The following is a 12,887-nucleotide window of genomic DNA, read 5'->3' on the forward strand; positions in this document are numbered from 1 at the left end:
GGGTGGGGGTGGCGGGGTGGGTCGCGGTGGCGGAGCCGGTCGTTGATGTCCTTGGCGATCGCGTCCATTCGTGCTTCCTCAGCCGCGGCGCGGATCTGCCACCCGCGGGGCTGCTGCGCGGCGAGGTGCCGGCGGGCTTCCGCGGTGCGGGTCCGGTCGGCGTAGCTGACGTCGGTGGCCAGGGTGTGCTCGATGCGGGCACGCTGGCTGTCCCGTTCGAATCGCGCCACTTCCTCCGCCGGCACCGCCGCCACCGCTTCCTCGGACAGGCCGCGGCGGCGCCGCAGCGTGGCGACCTGCTCGGCCGGCCACTGCTGGGTGAAGAACGCGTCGGCCGCGGCCGTGTTGGCGCGGCGTTCCGCGGCCGGGGTGGTGTGCAGGCGACGCGGCGGCAGCCCGGCGTCGACCCGGCGTTTCTCGCGTTCCTTCCAGGCCCGGTTGCTGGCGAGCACCTTGTCCCGGTTCGCGGCGTAGTAGGCCCGTCGCTTCGCTTTCTGCTCCTCGGCGTGCGCGGCGTAGTAGGCGCGGGCGGCGGCGCGCTTGAGTTCCGGGTTCTCACGGTGCTCGGCCCGCAGTTTCGCGTTGCGCTCGTCCCGGTGCTTTTCATACCAGCGCCGTTGGATCACCGCCCGGGCGGCACGGTAGCCTTCCGGGTCCTCGGCGAGTTTCCGCAGCCGCCATTGCCGGGTGTACTCGTGATGCTCAGCCTTGTGCGCCTCGTAGTACTTTTTCGAGCTGACCTGCCGTGCCTTCTTCCGCTGCCGCTGGACGCGCTTGCGGTCTGCGTACCGGCGGGCCTCGGCACGTTTCTGCTCGGGATGTTCCGCGTCGTAGGCGGCCCGGTACTGCCGGATGTGTGCGGCGTTGCGTTGCCGCCACGCCCGCTTGTACGCGCGCTCCTGCTCCGCCCGGGCCTCCCGCGTCTGCTCCTGCTTACCCTCGCGGGGCAGCGGCCCGTCTTCGGGGGTGGTCATCGGCCGCTCCCCTGCTCGAGGAGACGGTGGGCGAGCTGGTCGATGAGGTCGGGACGGAACCCGGACCAGTGATGCTGCGGATCGTCGCCGACCAGCACCACCGGCGCCTCGGAGTAGCCGAGCTCGTCGGTGACGAACTCCCGGTGGGCCGCGTTGCGGTGATCGGTGAGGTCGATCACGGTGAACGGGATGTGCGCCGCGGTCAGGCACCGGCAGGTGAGCGTGCAGCGCATACACCCCGGTCCGGTCGAATACACCGTGACCGTGATCATCGCGACACCCCCGCCCGCGCGAACACCAACCCGCCGTCAGCGACGGTGTCTGCGATCCCCGGTGCGGCCTGTCGAGGGCCCGCGTCGACCGAAGCCGGAGCGTCGGAAACGCGCAAGTCCGGCACGCCGGAACCTTCGGACCCTCGAAGGTCGGAACTCCCGGAGTCCGTCGCATCCGCAGGTCCGGACTGCGCGACGTCGGAAGTGCGGAGGTCTCGGAGTGCCGAAGTGACGGACTTCCGCAGTTCGTCCTCGGTGGATCCGCGCAGCTCGTCGGCGTGGCTGAGGAGCAGGTCGATGGCGATGCGGATCAGCGTGTTCTCGGTGATCCGCTCTACCTTCCGGGCGCGGCGTCGCATCACCGTCCTAGCGAGCGCGGTGAGCGCCGCGTCCTGATCGGCACGGATCCGGGTGTCCTTCCGGGTGAGCCGGGCGAACATCGCGGGCTCCCGCTCCTCGACCGGCGTCTCCGCCGCAACCCGGGCACGTGCATCACCCAGGCTCGCGGCGAGGTCGATCCGCGCCATCATCACCACCTGCCCGCGAGAGCCGGGGAGAGGAGCTGGTCCAGTTCGGCGGCGATCTGGGTGATGTCCCAGATCACGCCATCGGTGCGGCGGTTGTGGCGCATGCTGCTCACCAGCTGCCCGAGCACCGGGGCATCCGCCTGCGCCTTGTACTGCCTGAGGTGCCACCCGAACCGGGGTAGCCCGAACTCGACATCCAACAGCCGCTGCCAATGCGCCAGCTGACCCGGAACGCGCGGGTCGATCCGGTTCAGCAGCACCCCGTGCCGTAGATGCCGCGGTTCGATCAGCCGGGTCACCGTCCGCATCGTTGGGTCCACGGCGAGCGGCTCCGGCGTGAGCGGCACGATCGCATAGTCGGCGGCGTCGAGCACGGTCTCCAGCACCGCGGTGTCCTCCAGGCTTCCCGGCGTGTCGACGACGATGTAGTCATAGTCGGTGAGCTCGGTCAGCCGGCCCAGCATGTTCGGATGCTGGCTGCCCGCGAAATCGAAGGGCAGCCGGTCCCGAGCGTTCTCCGCCCACCACACCGTCGACTGCTGCCGATCCACGTCCACCACCAGCACCCGGTGCCGGCCGGCGAGCGCCGCCCCCAGCTGCATCGCCACGGTCGTCTTCCCGACCCCGCCCTTCTGGTTGGCGACTGCGATGACCTTCATCCGAACCTCCGAACCTCGGAACCGTGTAATTCAGAATTGACTTGACAGAAGTAAACGCTTAAAGCGTATTGTTAGTCAAGAGGTTCTGCGGAATGCGCTCGCGGTTAGGCAAACTGAGGGGGTGAAGGTCGACGTGAAGACACTCGAAGGCGACGAGATGACGGGGCACGCAGCCACGCAGCCGATCGGGTCCGCGATGCGCATTGCCCCTGGCTTCGTCGCGACAACGCGCGATGAGCGTGCCGGTGTCGAGACCACGATCGAGGCCCGGTACAGCAAGGAGCGCAACCGGTACGTGATTACCACGATCATCAACCGGGCGATCCGCGCGGATGCGAGCGATTACCGAATGCGCCACACAGCACCGCAGGCGATCCTGCAGACCGCGATTCCACGCTGCATCACCGTCAAGCTTGAGGACGGCCCGGACGAGCGCTGGCTCACCGTGGCTGACCTGACGTCAGGGGACGGACGACTCATCCCGCCGTGGATGGCGGCCGCGGTCGTCAAACGCGGCGTCAAGGAGGAACGATGGGACGTCGTGGAGCTCATCTACGGCACAGCCGCATTGGCCGATCAGTCTCCGGTGAAGTTGGTCGCATTCGAACTGGGCGTCCCCGAACGGACCGCGCAGGACTGGATCCGCACCGCCCGCAACGCGGGACGACTGCAGGGACTCACCGCCAATGTCGGTCGACCACTCAGTGACTAGCGTCACCACGAACGGTCAAACCGTTGTCGCGGTCGACCACAACACCGCTGCAGCCGCGCTCGGACTCAGCCCGTCACGTCTCCGACACCATGTCCGGCTCGGCGACATCACGCCTCACTTCTCCGGCACGAAACCCCTGTACCTCATCTCCGAGCTTGAGAAGTTCGTCGAGCGACTGCCTACGCATCCGGAGCACCTGACCTCGGCATAGCCAGCTGGCGCGAATGCCCAGGCACCGATCTCGGCGTCTGGGCATTCGCGCTGCGGTCCGGGCCAATGACGCAAAGCCGCGCGGCGGCGGGACTGCTGGCTAGTATGGAGTCGTGGCGCGCGTTCATCGCACGCCATGCTTATGTGAACACCAATGTGTACACCTGGCCTTGACGGGAAGGCGACTTCCCAGTAATTTCAAGGCATCGGGGCTGTAGTTCAATGGCAGAACTTCTGCTTCCCAAGCAGACAGCGCGGGTTCGATTCCCGTCAGCCCCTCCATGTCTCCCGCGATCGCCGCCCACGAGTACTCGCCCTGGGATTTCTGGAGCGAAGCGAGTCCGTCCGAGCGCGAAGCGCAGCTGCTCCTCCAGCAGACCGTCGTCTCCGGCCGCCCCGACCACGAGCTCGGCGACCAGTGCTTCCTCTCCGAGCTCGCTTCGATCGACAACGACTCGCTGCGCCTCGGCGACCGCACGTACGTCGCGGCGGGCGCTTACCTCACCGGCGACCTCCGTGCCGGGGCCGACTGCAGCATCAACCCGTACACGGTGATCCGCGGTCGCGTCACGATGGGCGACGGCGTGCGGATCGGTGCCCACACCTCGATCCTCGGTTTCAACCACTCGATGGAGTCGGGCACGCCTGTCTTCCGCCAGCCGCTGACCTCCAAGGGAATCGAGATCGGCGACGACGTGTGGATCGGCTCGCACGTCGTGATCCTCGACGGCGTCCGTGTCGGGTCGCACTCCGTGCTCGCCGCCAGCGCGGTCGTCACCAAGGACGTTCCGGCAGGTGCCGTCGTCGGCGGGAATCCCGCGCGGTTCATCCGCTGGCGCGTCGAGCCCGACGACACCGGAGTCCACCCCGATGCGGCGGCGGATGCTGCCGCCCGGGGCACCGAGGGCCGGCCCGACTCCCCCGAACCGCGCGAGCCTGTGGAGACGCCGCCGGCAGTGCTCGCGGCGCTGGCGTCGGCCGCGTCGGAGGCCGCGGACTCGCCCGAGCTCCGGTCCGTGCCCGAGTCCGATCCCGAGTCCGAACCCGCGCCGGACGCAGAACTCCCGCCCGATGCCGACCCCACTCACACGCCGTCCCGCGCCCCCGCGCCCGGCGGCCCGACCGCAGCGCCGAACACCGTCTTGACCGCCGTCGGCGCCTCGACCGGGAGCGATGACGTCACCGGCCTGGCCGAACGCATCGCCGAACTGGCGGCGCGCGCGAGGGACGAGGCATCCGTCGTCCTGCAACGCACGTGGAACGACGACCTCGGACTCTTCACGGACCGCCCCGGCGCCGCCCCTACCGTACGCGCTCAGGCCGACGCGATCGAGATCGCGGATCTCCTGCTCGGCAAGGCGCCGCCGCAGGCGTCGGTCGAGGCGCAGATCCGCCGACTGCAGGGCTGGCAGGATGCCACGACCGGCGCGGTCGCTCCCCTCGATGCGGACGGGCGTCAGCAGGCGGGCCTCGGCTTCTCCCACGGCGACGTCGCCTATCACGTGCTGAGCACGGGCTACGCGCTCGATCTGCTGGGATCGGCATTTCCCGCTCCTCTCACGTGGGTGACCGCGGCGACCCCCGAACGTGTCGTCGAGTTCTGCGGGAGTCTGCCGTGGGCCACCGACGCGTGGGGCGCCGGACACCACATCGACGGATTCGGCACCGCGATTCTGTGGACGAAGCGTGCGGGGCATCCGATTCCGGCGGGTGTGGAGGAGGCGCTGTTCGGCTGGCTGCTGCTCAACACCGACCCGCAGACCGGCATGTGGGGTTCGGCCACGCCCGACCGCGGGAATCTCCCCGTCGTGAATGGGTTCTACCGCGCCTCGCGCGGCACGTTCGCGCAGTTCGGCGTGCCGCTCCCCCACCCCGACCGCGTGATCGACACGGTGCTGCGCCACGCCCGCGACCCGCGGTGGTTCGCACCGGGCGCCCGCAACGCGTGCAACGTGCTCGACGTCGCGCACCCGCTGTGGCTCGCGCGCGGCACCGGCTACCGCGACGACGAGGTGCGAGAGCTGGCCGCGCGCCTGCTCTCCGACGCCCTGGCGACGTGGGTGCCCGGCGCCGGGTTCTCGTTCCGCGAGCCGAGCCCCGCGGCGCGCGGTCTCATCGAGACCGAGCCGGGACTGCAGGGCACCGAGATGTGGCTCGCGATCCTCTGGTACCTCGCCGACCTCGCCGGAGTCTCCGATGCGCTCGGCTACCGGCCCCGCGGCGTGCACCGGCCGGAGCCCGCCGCCACACTGCGGTAGGCCGCACCGCGCCGTACCGGCGAGAGGAGGCCCGGTCGCAGCCGGCGACGGTGAAGCGGCAGCGCGCATGCCGGGCGTGTGGATATCCGGATGCCGCGGCCCGCAGCATCCGTGACGATCGAGGTGCTCCGCGAGTAGGGTCGAGCGATGCGCGCGATCCCCGACAGTCTCGACGCGGTGGTCGTCAGCGAGATCGACCGGCGCCTGGAATCCGTCGCGGCGGAGCACGGCGTGCGGATCCCGTGGGCCATCGAGAGCGGCAGCCGGGCGTGGGGGTTCCCCTCGCCCGACAGCGACTACGACTGCCGGTTCCTGTTCGTGGGGCGACGCGAGCGCTACCTCACGCTGTGGCCCGCACGCGACGTGATCGAGACGCCGCTGGACAAGGTCTTCGACGTCAACGGCTGGGACCTGGCCAAGGCGCTCACGCTGATGGCGCGGGGCAACGCCACGCCGATCGAGTGGCTGCGCTCGCCCATCGTCTACGGCGGCGACACCGCGTTCCGCGACGAGCTGCTGGCGTACGCGGCCGCCGTCGTGGAGCGCGGTGCGATCTCCCGCCACTACCTCCATGTGGCGCGGCGCCAGCAGACGGGAACGCAGACCCTGAAGCGGTTCTTCTACGTGCTGCGCCCGGCCGCCGCGCTGCGGTGGCTCGCCGACCACCCGGGTGACCCCGTGCCGCCGATGGATCTGCCGACGCTGCTATCCGAGACCACGGTGTCGGATGAGATCCGGGATGCCGCCGCCGACCTCATCGCCCTCAAGTCGGTGACGCGCGAACTGGGCTCTGGAGAGGCACCCGCGGTGCTCGCGCGCTTCGCCGCGCAAGAACTGGAACACGCGGAGGCGCTCGAGGGCGTGGCGCCGGTGCGGGATCAGCGCAAGGTGCGAGAGCAGGCGGACGAGCTGTTCCGGCGGATCGTGGGCTGACGCGGGCGGATCTGCGCGCCGCTTCGAACTGTGTTCCTCGGCGTCCGGAGATCACCGGCAGCGCCGACGGATGTCGGAGGTCATTCGTATATTTGTTCTATGAACTTCTCGGCCGCCCCCTCCCCCGCGATGCGGTTGACGGATGCTGCCGCTCGGGTCGCCTCGCGGCTCGGCGACGGCGGTGCCGAAGTGGGAGGGCTCGCCGACGACGATCTCCTGGCACTGCTCGCCGACGCGACGGAGGCGCGGAAGGCGCTCGAGCTGATCGTCGCAGGAGCGTCGGCGGAGGTGTCGCGCCGCTCGTCACGCGAGCTCGGCTACGACGGGCTCGCGCAGCGAAAGGGTCTGCGCACCGGCACGGCGCTCGTGCAGCACCTCACGGGGCTCGGGAGAGCAGACGTCGCGCGGGCTGTGGACGCGGGCAGGGAACTCGCACCGGCGGAGCCGCCGGCAGCCGATGTCTCCAGCGCAAGCGTTCCGGCGGCACCGGTGGTCCAGGAGTGGCTGGGCGCGCTTCGAGATGCACTCGCGTCGGGACGTCTGACGCAGGCGCAGTTCCAGGCGATCCGCTCCGGTCTCGGAGAACCGCCCGTCGACCGCTACCCGGAGCTGGCGCCCGACTTCCTCCCGCAGGCGTGGGCTCGCGCCGTGAACATGCTGCTCGAAGAAGCGAGCGGGCTGCCCGTGGAAGAGCTCCGCAGCCAGGCGCGCATCGCGCGAGATCGGCTCGATCCGGTCGGCGTCACGCTCCGTTTCGAAGAGCGCTTCGACGCCCGGTCCTTCCGCACCTGGATCGACCACGACGGTCAGCGGCACGCGCACATCCTCTTCGACGACGAGGCGGGCGCCTGGGTGGATGCCCTCCTGCAAGCCGCACTGCGGCCACGTCGCGGGCCGCGCTTCGTCGGCACCGACGCCATCGAGAAGACGCGCGCGGCCGAGGCAGACAGCCGGTCGAACGAGCAGCTGCAGTACGACACGATCATCGCCGTGCTGCGCACAGGCGCGAACGCCGACCCCCAGCAGGCATTCGGCGACCGGCAGCCGGGAGTGCGTATCGTCATCGAGGCGGGCGCGGTGGCGGGCGGCGGTGAACGCGGCGAGATGCACGTCACCGGCGTCGGGCACATGGAAGACGGCGGACACGCTCTGCCCGGGGGCGTCATCGAGGCGCGCATGTGCGAGTCCGGCGTGATCCCGCTGATGTGGGGGCCGGATGGGCGCCCGCTCGACGTCGGGCGTGAGCTTCGCCTGTTCACGAGAAAGCAGCGCATCGCCATCGCCGCCCGCGACGGCGGCTGCATGTGGCCGTCCTGCGGCGCGCCGATCTCGCAGTGCGAGTATCACCACATCGATCACTGGTGGGAGCATCACGGGCGCACCGATGTCGACGATGGGATCGCGCTCTGCCGCAACTGCCATCTGCGCCTTCACAACCAGCGGTGGCGCATCACGCGGACGCGAGATGCCCTCACCGACGCCGACACGTACTGGCTCCATCCACCGCCCGACCCCGCCACGGGTGAGATCGGCCAGCCCGTCGAGCTGCGCTCGAAGTCGCCCCGGCGATTCGAGGCGGCATGATAAGGGGGCGTGCGAGCTTGGCTCTCCGGAGCTCCGCGATCGGGACGACCTCCGCGATCGGTACGGGGCGGTCAAGATCGAGCTCGCACGCGATCCTGGCATGGACATCGAGACCTACCTGGCTCTCAAGTCTCCGGTGCTTCAGGAAGTGCTCGTCCTGTCCGATCTCACCGACGCGGAGAAGCACGCGATCCTGGCCGTCAACACGAGCTTCTGAACGGAGGTCGCGGCGCGGCATCCGCTGTTCTGCGAGTCGATGCGCGGCAGCGATTGCCTGCCGTACTGTGAGCGGATGGCGTTCGATCCCAGTGACGTTCCGGCATTCGTGGCCTTCGTGCGTGCCGAAGCGCAGGGCGTCGTCGCGACCGTGTCGCCGTCGGGGGCGCCCGAGGCGGCGCTCGTCGGAATCGCCGCACTCGATGACGGCACTCTCGTGTTCGACACGCTCGTCGGCTCGCGCAAGGCCGAGAACCTGCGCCACGACCACCGCATCGCGGTCGTCATCGGGACGGACGGCGCGGTGTCGGCGCAGATCGACGGCTTCGGCACGATCGTGCGCGGCACGCTCCGCGAGGAGTACGGCGGCGCCTACAACGAGCAGTTCCCGGGATCACGCGCGCTCGACCCTGACTTCGCCGTCGTCGTCGTGCGGCCGGCGTGGGTGCGGGTCTACGACGCGTCGGCGACTCCGGCCCGTGTCACCGAATCGCGCTGGTGAGTGCTTCGCCGCCGACGACCGCTGGGTGCAGATGCTCGGACGAGAGCGCCACGACCGCCTGTCGGGCACCGGCGGCGAGGCATCCGTCCAGATCCGCATCCGAGAGCGACGCGGCGAGGAATCCGGCGAAGAACGCGTCGCCCGCACCGTTCGTGTCCACGACGTCGACCGGCACCGCATCGACGGTCGCGCGCTCCCCTGAAGCTGCGAGGGCGATGGCTCCGCGCGCGCCGAGCGTGCAGACGGCAAGCCGCGGTCCACGGTCGAGGCAGCTCTGCATCAACGCCCACGGATCGTCGGTCGCGTCGTCGTTCATGAAGACCACGTCGGCGGAGCGGAGGAACGGTTCGTGGAACTCCGCAGCCCCGTCGTAGTCGTGGAGGTCGGTCCAGATCGGGGCGCCCGCGGCGCCGGCGAGGCGGCGGTCCACGATCGTCGCGCCGACCCCGCTGAGATCGACCACCGCGATGTCCGCGCCGGCAAGGGCGGCCTCGATACGGCCGATCTCCTCGTCGGATGCGGCCGACGGCGTCGCGAGGTAGAGGCTCACGCGCTCCCCCGCCGCGGTCATCAGGTTCGCGTGCCGCTCGGTGCGCTGCGAGGGATAGGCGGCGACCTGCACGCCCGCCGCGTCGAGCGCGGCGGAGACGTGCCGGCCGTCGTCGTCGGTGCCCAGCAGCGCGTGGAGCGTGACGTCGACGCCGCGATCGGCGAGGTGCAGCGCCTTGCCGGCCGACGTCCCACCGAGCGTATGCAGGTCGCCGAGCGCGAACTGCATGTGCGGCACCGGCTCGGGAAGTCGGTCGAGGAGGATGAGGTGGTTCCACGAGGCGGGCCCGCACAGGGCGACCCGGGCGTCAGCGAGGGGCATCCGCCCAGTAAACCAGCGGTCTTCTGCTCCCAGGTCCACAGCCCCGTCGACGACCCACGCAGCTGCTCCGATGGACGGCGCCCGCTACCGCGGCTGCCACGGCACCCATGTGCGGCCGGCCACGAGCGCCGAGTTCGCCGCGGCCAGGCGCTCAGCGGGGTGGTCCTGCGCACGGCTCGTGCCGCCGCGCCAACCGTCCCCGCGCTGCAGGCGGAACGACACCGGCAACTCGGCGCCTTCGGTGAACCGCTCCGACAGACCGCCCTCGACCACGGAGAACACGGTCTGCTCCATCTCGTCCGCAGTGCTCTCCCATGTCTCGTCGCACGCGTCGCAGCCGCACACCGGAAAGTACGCGTCGACGAGGAAGCCGGCGTGCAGATGGATGCCGGGGAACGACGTGAAGACGAAGGTCAACGGCGACGCAGCGTCGTCGGCCGGTCGCACCCGCACGGCTCGCACAGCATCAGCAGGCACCCGCGCGAGATCGGCTGCGGCCTCCGGGGAATCCTCGACGGTGACGTCGAACGACTGCTCCAGCCACGTGATTAGAGCATCCGCGACGTCGTGCAGGGGCGCGAACCGCTCGAGATTGCTCGTCACCGAGTACGTGTCTTGGGGTGGCGACTCGCCGCCCCACCGCTCGCCGTAGGCGATCGGTGCACCCAATGCGTCGACGAACACCCGGGCCCGCGGCGACGGGCGCAGGTAGCCGCGCATGCGGCAAACCTATCGCGGCGCACCGGCCGACTGCGTCCCCGGCTACTCCTCGAGCGGCCCGAGGTCGGGCCCGGCGACGAATCGCGCGATCGCGTCGGCGACACGATCCAGCTCGACCACGACGACGACGTTCTCCCCCGCGTTCAGCGCGGCAACCGGGACGTACAACGTGCGCTGCGGGCCGCTCGACCAGTAGCGGCCGAGTAGGAAGCCGTTGACGAGCGCGAAGCCCTTGCCCCAGCCGTGAGTGTCGAGGAAGAGGTCGGCGGGATCGTCGAGCGTGAACGAGCCCCGCAGCACGAACGGGGCGACACCGGCCTCCGCGGACGCGCCGGTCGCAGCATCCACCGCCGAAGCACCGAGGGCGGCGACGTCGATGGGCGTCGCGGTCCACCCGGTGAGGGGCTCACCCGCCAGCGTCACCGGACCGAGGAGACCCTTGGGCTCGCCGAGGCGCACGTCATAGTTGACGCGGCCCTGCTCCTCCACGAGCACGCGCACGCTCCGGCCCGCCGGAACGACGAGCGCATCCTCGTGACGAGTGCGCGACAGCGTACCGACGGACACACCGTCGACCGAGACCCACGCGTGGTCGCGCACCTCGCCGAAGCGCAGCACTCCCCCGGTGCCGTCCAGGTCGGCCTCGTACGCGACGAGCGCGCTCAGGTGTTCGAGCTGCTCGAACGTCGGCGGCAGCTCATGACGGGAACCGGATGCTGCCGCCTCGGCCACGACCGGCTCCAGAGCGACCTCGAACGCCGGGGCCGGCCCGCTGACCGCGGGCACCTCGTCAGGCACCGGCGCGTACTTCGCGATGACATCACGGAACGCGAAGTACTTCTCCGTCGGATCGCCGCGCTCGTCGAGCGGGGCGTCGTAGTCGTACGACGTCAGGATCGGCAGGTAGCGGCCCTTGTCGTTCGCACCGTTCGTCAGCCCGAAGTTGGTGCCGCCGTGGAACATGTAGAAGTTCACGGACGCGCCCGACGCCAGCAGCGCGTCGAGCTCGGCGGCCGACGCCGCCGCCGGGGTGGTGTGGTGGGTGTTGCCCCACCAGTCGAACCAGCCGTCCCAGAACTCGGCGCACATGAGCGGTCCGGTGGGCTGGTGACGGCGGAGAGTCTCGAGGCGCTCAACCGCGCGCGAACCGAACGAACCCGTGAGGTGCACTCCCGCGACACTGCCGTCGCGGAGCATCTGGTCCGTCGGCTGGTCGATCGTGGTGAGCGGGACGGTGATGCCGGCATCCTTCGTCACCCGCACGAGGTGCTCGAGGTAGGCGGTGTCGTTTCCGTACGCGCCGTACTCGTTCTCGATCTGCACCAGGATGACGGGTCCGCCGCGGTCGATCTGGTGCGCAGCGACGATCTCGTACACGCGCTCGAGGTACGCGGTCACCTCTTCGAGGAAGCGAGGCTCAGAACGGCGAAGGCCGACGCCCTCGAGCGCCGTCAGCCAGACGGGGAGTCCGCCGTTGTGCCATTCGGCGCAGATGTAGGGGCCGGGACGCACGATCGCGTGCATTCCTTCCTCCGCGACGAGCTCGAGGAACCGGCCGAGGTCGTTCCAGCCGGTCGCGTCCCACTCGCCGCGCACCGGCTCGTGGGCGTTCCACGCGACGTACGTCTCGATGGTGTTGAGCCCCATCTGCTTCGCCTTGCGGATGCGGTCGGCCCACTGCCCCGGGTGCACCCGGAAATAATGCAGCGCCCCGGCGAGCACCCGGAAGGGTTCTCCGTCGAGGAGGAAGTCGGTCTCGCCGATCGCGAACGAGCGCGCGCGGGCGGTCATCGCGCAGCCGTGCGGGCGTGAAGCACCGCGGCGAGGCGCTCGAGCTGGGACGAGTCCTCGAGGGCCGAGCCGACGGCGGCGACGCGCACACCGGCGGCGAGGAACTCCTCGACGTTCGAGGCATCGAGCCCGCCCGTCGCGACGAACTTCACCTGCGGGAACGGTCCGCGGATGTGCCGGAACCAACCGCTGCCGAGCCACGTCGCGGGGAACGCCTTGAGCCACGTCAGCCCGAGCGAGACGGCGAGCTGGACCTCGCTGGGGGTGGCGACACCGGGGAGGATCGGGATGCCGGCATCCTGCGCCGCCCGGACGACGACCGGGTCGAGTCCCGGCGAGACCAGATACACCGCGCCGGCGTCGGCGGCCCGCGTCACCTGCTCGGGCGTGATGATGGTGCCGGCGCCGACGCTCTTGCCGCGGGCCTTCGCGGCCTCCACGACGGCACGCAGGGCGCGCTCGTCCTCGTCGGTCTGCAGCGGCACCTCGACCGAATCGATCCCGAGGTCCCATGCGGTCTCGGAGAGGCGCACCGAGCGCTCGACGCCCATGCCGCGGAGGATCGCCATGAGCGGGGCCCCGGCGAACGCGTCGTCGAACCAGGCGGCCTGGGCGGCAGCATCCGTCGCGCTCGATGAGGTGGGCTGGGAGGTCATTC

13 protein-coding genes and 1 tRNA gene are annotated in these 12,887 nt (G+C 70.3%); 6 read left to right on the forward strand and 8 right to left on the reverse strand.

Annotation, left to right across the window (positions count from 1 at the left end):
- From RS82_RS21410 to RS82_RS17205, 4 genes are all read right to left on the reverse strand, one after another.
- On the reverse strand, window positions 1–974 hold a 974-nt coding region (locus RS82_RS21410), incomplete at its 3' end, for a hypothetical protein (protein WP_045301745.1).
- Window positions 971–1,246, reverse strand: a complete 276-nt coding sequence (locus RS82_RS17195; protein WP_211255959.1) for a glutaredoxin family protein — start codon at window positions 1,244–1,246, stop codon at window positions 971–973. The genes RS82_RS21410 and RS82_RS17195, both read right to left, overlap by 4 nt.
- Complete coding sequence (locus RS82_RS21695) at window positions 1,243–1,773, reverse strand: hypothetical protein (protein ID WP_211255960.1); 531 nt, start codon at window positions 1,771–1,773, stop codon at window positions 1,243–1,245. The genes RS82_RS17195 and RS82_RS21695 overlap by 4 nt, the downstream gene beginning before the upstream one ends.
- Window positions 1,774–1,775: 2 nt before the next feature.
- Window positions 1,776–2,432 carry a ParA family protein gene (locus RS82_RS17205; RefSeq protein ID WP_045301747.1) on the reverse strand — a complete coding sequence of 219 codons (657 nt, stop codon included), beginning with the start codon at window positions 2,430–2,432 and terminating at the stop codon, window positions 1,776–1,778.
- Window positions 2,433–2,553: 121 nt separating this feature from the next.
- Between RS82_RS17205 and RS82_RS17210 the strand changes: the two genes are divergently transcribed.
- The 6 genes from RS82_RS17210 to RS82_RS17235 all read left to right on the forward strand — a co-directional run bounded on the left by RS82_RS17210 (window position 2,554) and on the right by RS82_RS17235 (window position 8,847).
- Window positions 2,554–3,144 (forward strand): hypothetical protein, encoded by a 591-nt coding sequence (locus tag RS82_RS17210; RefSeq protein WP_245619643.1) that lies wholly within the window; start codon window positions 2,554–2,556, stop codon window positions 3,142–3,144.
- A gap of 418 nt (window positions 3,145–3,562) precedes the next feature.
- Window positions 3,563–3,636: transfer RNA gene (locus RS82_RS17215), tRNA-Gly, on the forward strand.
- Entirely contained in the window at window positions 3,636–5,612 is a 1,977-nt protein-coding gene (locus RS82_RS17220) for an acyltransferase (RefSeq protein WP_045301749.1), read from the forward strand. Before RS82_RS17215 ends, RS82_RS17220 begins: the two co-directional genes overlap by 1 nt.
- Window positions 5,613–5,759: 147 nt before the next feature.
- Window positions 5,760–6,545 (forward strand): nucleotidyltransferase domain-containing protein, encoded by a 786-nt coding sequence (locus tag RS82_RS17225; RefSeq protein ID WP_045301751.1) that lies wholly within the window; start codon window positions 5,760–5,762, stop codon window positions 6,543–6,545.
- Between the two features lie 99 nt (window positions 6,546–6,644).
- Window positions 6,645–8,129 carry an HNH endonuclease signature motif containing protein gene (locus RS82_RS17230; protein ID WP_052676911.1) on the forward strand — a complete coding sequence of 495 codons (1,485 nt, stop codon included), beginning with the start codon at window positions 6,645–6,647 and terminating at the stop codon, window positions 8,127–8,129.
- A 292-nt stretch (window positions 8,130–8,421) separates the two neighbouring features.
- A complete protein-coding gene (locus tag RS82_RS17235; RefSeq protein ID WP_045301753.1) occupies window positions 8,422–8,847 on the forward strand; it encodes a pyridoxamine 5'-phosphate oxidase family protein in 426 nt (141 codons plus the stop codon).
- Here the strand turns inward: RS82_RS17235 and RS82_RS17240 are convergent.
- The 4 genes from RS82_RS17240 to RS82_RS17255 all read right to left on the reverse strand — a co-directional run bounded on the left by RS82_RS17240 (window position 8,828) and on the right by RS82_RS17255 (window position 12,885).
- The gene (locus RS82_RS17240) at window positions 8,828–9,718 is read right to left on the reverse strand and encodes a carbohydrate kinase family protein (RefSeq protein ID WP_045301755.1); all 891 of its coding nucleotides are present in this window, start codon (window positions 9,716–9,718) and stop codon (window positions 8,828–8,830) included. The two genes, RS82_RS17235 and RS82_RS17240, sit on opposite strands and share 20 nt — an antisense overlap.
- Before the next feature lie 84 nt (window positions 9,719–9,802).
- Window positions 9,803–10,438, reverse strand: coding sequence for a DUF6226 family protein (locus RS82_RS17245; RefSeq protein ID WP_045301758.1), 636 nt, complete (start codon window positions 10,436–10,438; stop codon window positions 9,803–9,805).
- A 42-nt stretch (window positions 10,439–10,480) separates the two neighbouring features.
- On the reverse strand, window positions 10,481–12,229 hold the full coding sequence (locus RS82_RS17250; RefSeq protein ID WP_045301760.1) for a glycoside hydrolase family 35 protein: 1,749 nt from the start codon (window positions 12,227–12,229) through the stop codon (window positions 10,481–10,483).
- Window positions 12,226–12,885, reverse strand: a complete 660-nt coding sequence (locus RS82_RS17255; RefSeq protein ID WP_045301762.1) for a bifunctional 4-hydroxy-2-oxoglutarate aldolase/2-dehydro-3-deoxy-phosphogluconate aldolase — start codon at window positions 12,883–12,885, stop codon at window positions 12,226–12,228. Before RS82_RS17255 ends, RS82_RS17250 begins: the two co-directional genes overlap by 4 nt.
- Window positions 12,886–12,887: the final 2 nt, after the last annotated feature.

The organism is Microbacterium trichothecenolyticum (assembly GCF_000956465.1).
GTDB classification, from domain to species: Bacteria; Actinomycetota; Actinomycetes; order Actinomycetales; family Microbacteriaceae; genus Microbacterium; species Microbacterium trichothecenolyticum.

Bases quoted from the DNA above. Each gene is read 5' to 3' on its own strand.
- RS82_RS17245 (WP_045301758.1), bottom strand. From the start codon at position 10,438: ATGCGCGGCTACCTGCGCCCGTCGCCGCGGGCCCGGGTGTTCGTCGAC.
- RS82_RS17235 (WP_045301753.1), top strand. From the start codon at position 8,422: ATGGCGTTCGATCCCAGTGACGTTCCGGCATTCGTGGCCTTCGTGCGT.
- RS82_RS21695 (WP_211255960.1), bottom strand. From the start codon at position 1,773: ATGGCGCGGATCGACCTCGCCGCGAGCCTGGGTGATGCACGTGCCCGG.
- RS82_RS17225 (WP_045301751.1), top strand. From the start codon at position 5,760: ATGCGCGCGATCCCCGACAGTCTCGACGCGGTGGTCGTCAGCGAGATC.
- RS82_RS17250 (WP_045301760.1), bottom strand. From the start codon at position 12,229: ATGACCGCCCGCGCGCGCTCGTTCGCGATCGGCGAGACCGACTTCCTC.
- RS82_RS17220 (WP_045301749.1), top strand. From the start codon at position 3,636: ATGTCTCCCGCGATCGCCGCCCACGAGTACTCGCCCTGGGATTTCTGG.
- RS82_RS17255 (WP_045301762.1), bottom strand. From the start codon at position 12,885: ATGACCTCCCAGCCCACCTCATCGAGCGCGACGGATGCTGCCGCCCAG.
- RS82_RS17230 (WP_052676911.1), top strand. From the start codon at position 6,645: ATGAACTTCTCGGCCGCCCCCTCCCCCGCGATGCGGTTGACGGATGCT.
- RS82_RS17205 (WP_045301747.1), bottom strand. From the start codon at position 2,432: ATGAAGGTCATCGCAGTCGCCAACCAGAAGGGCGGGGTCGGGAAGACG.
- RS82_RS17240 (WP_045301755.1), bottom strand. From the start codon at position 9,718: ATGCCCCTCGCTGACGCCCGGGTCGCCCTGTGCGGGCCCGCCTCGTGG.
- RS82_RS17195 (WP_211255959.1), bottom strand. From the start codon at position 1,246: ATGATCACGGTCACGGTGTATTCGACCGGACCGGGGTGTATGCGCTGC.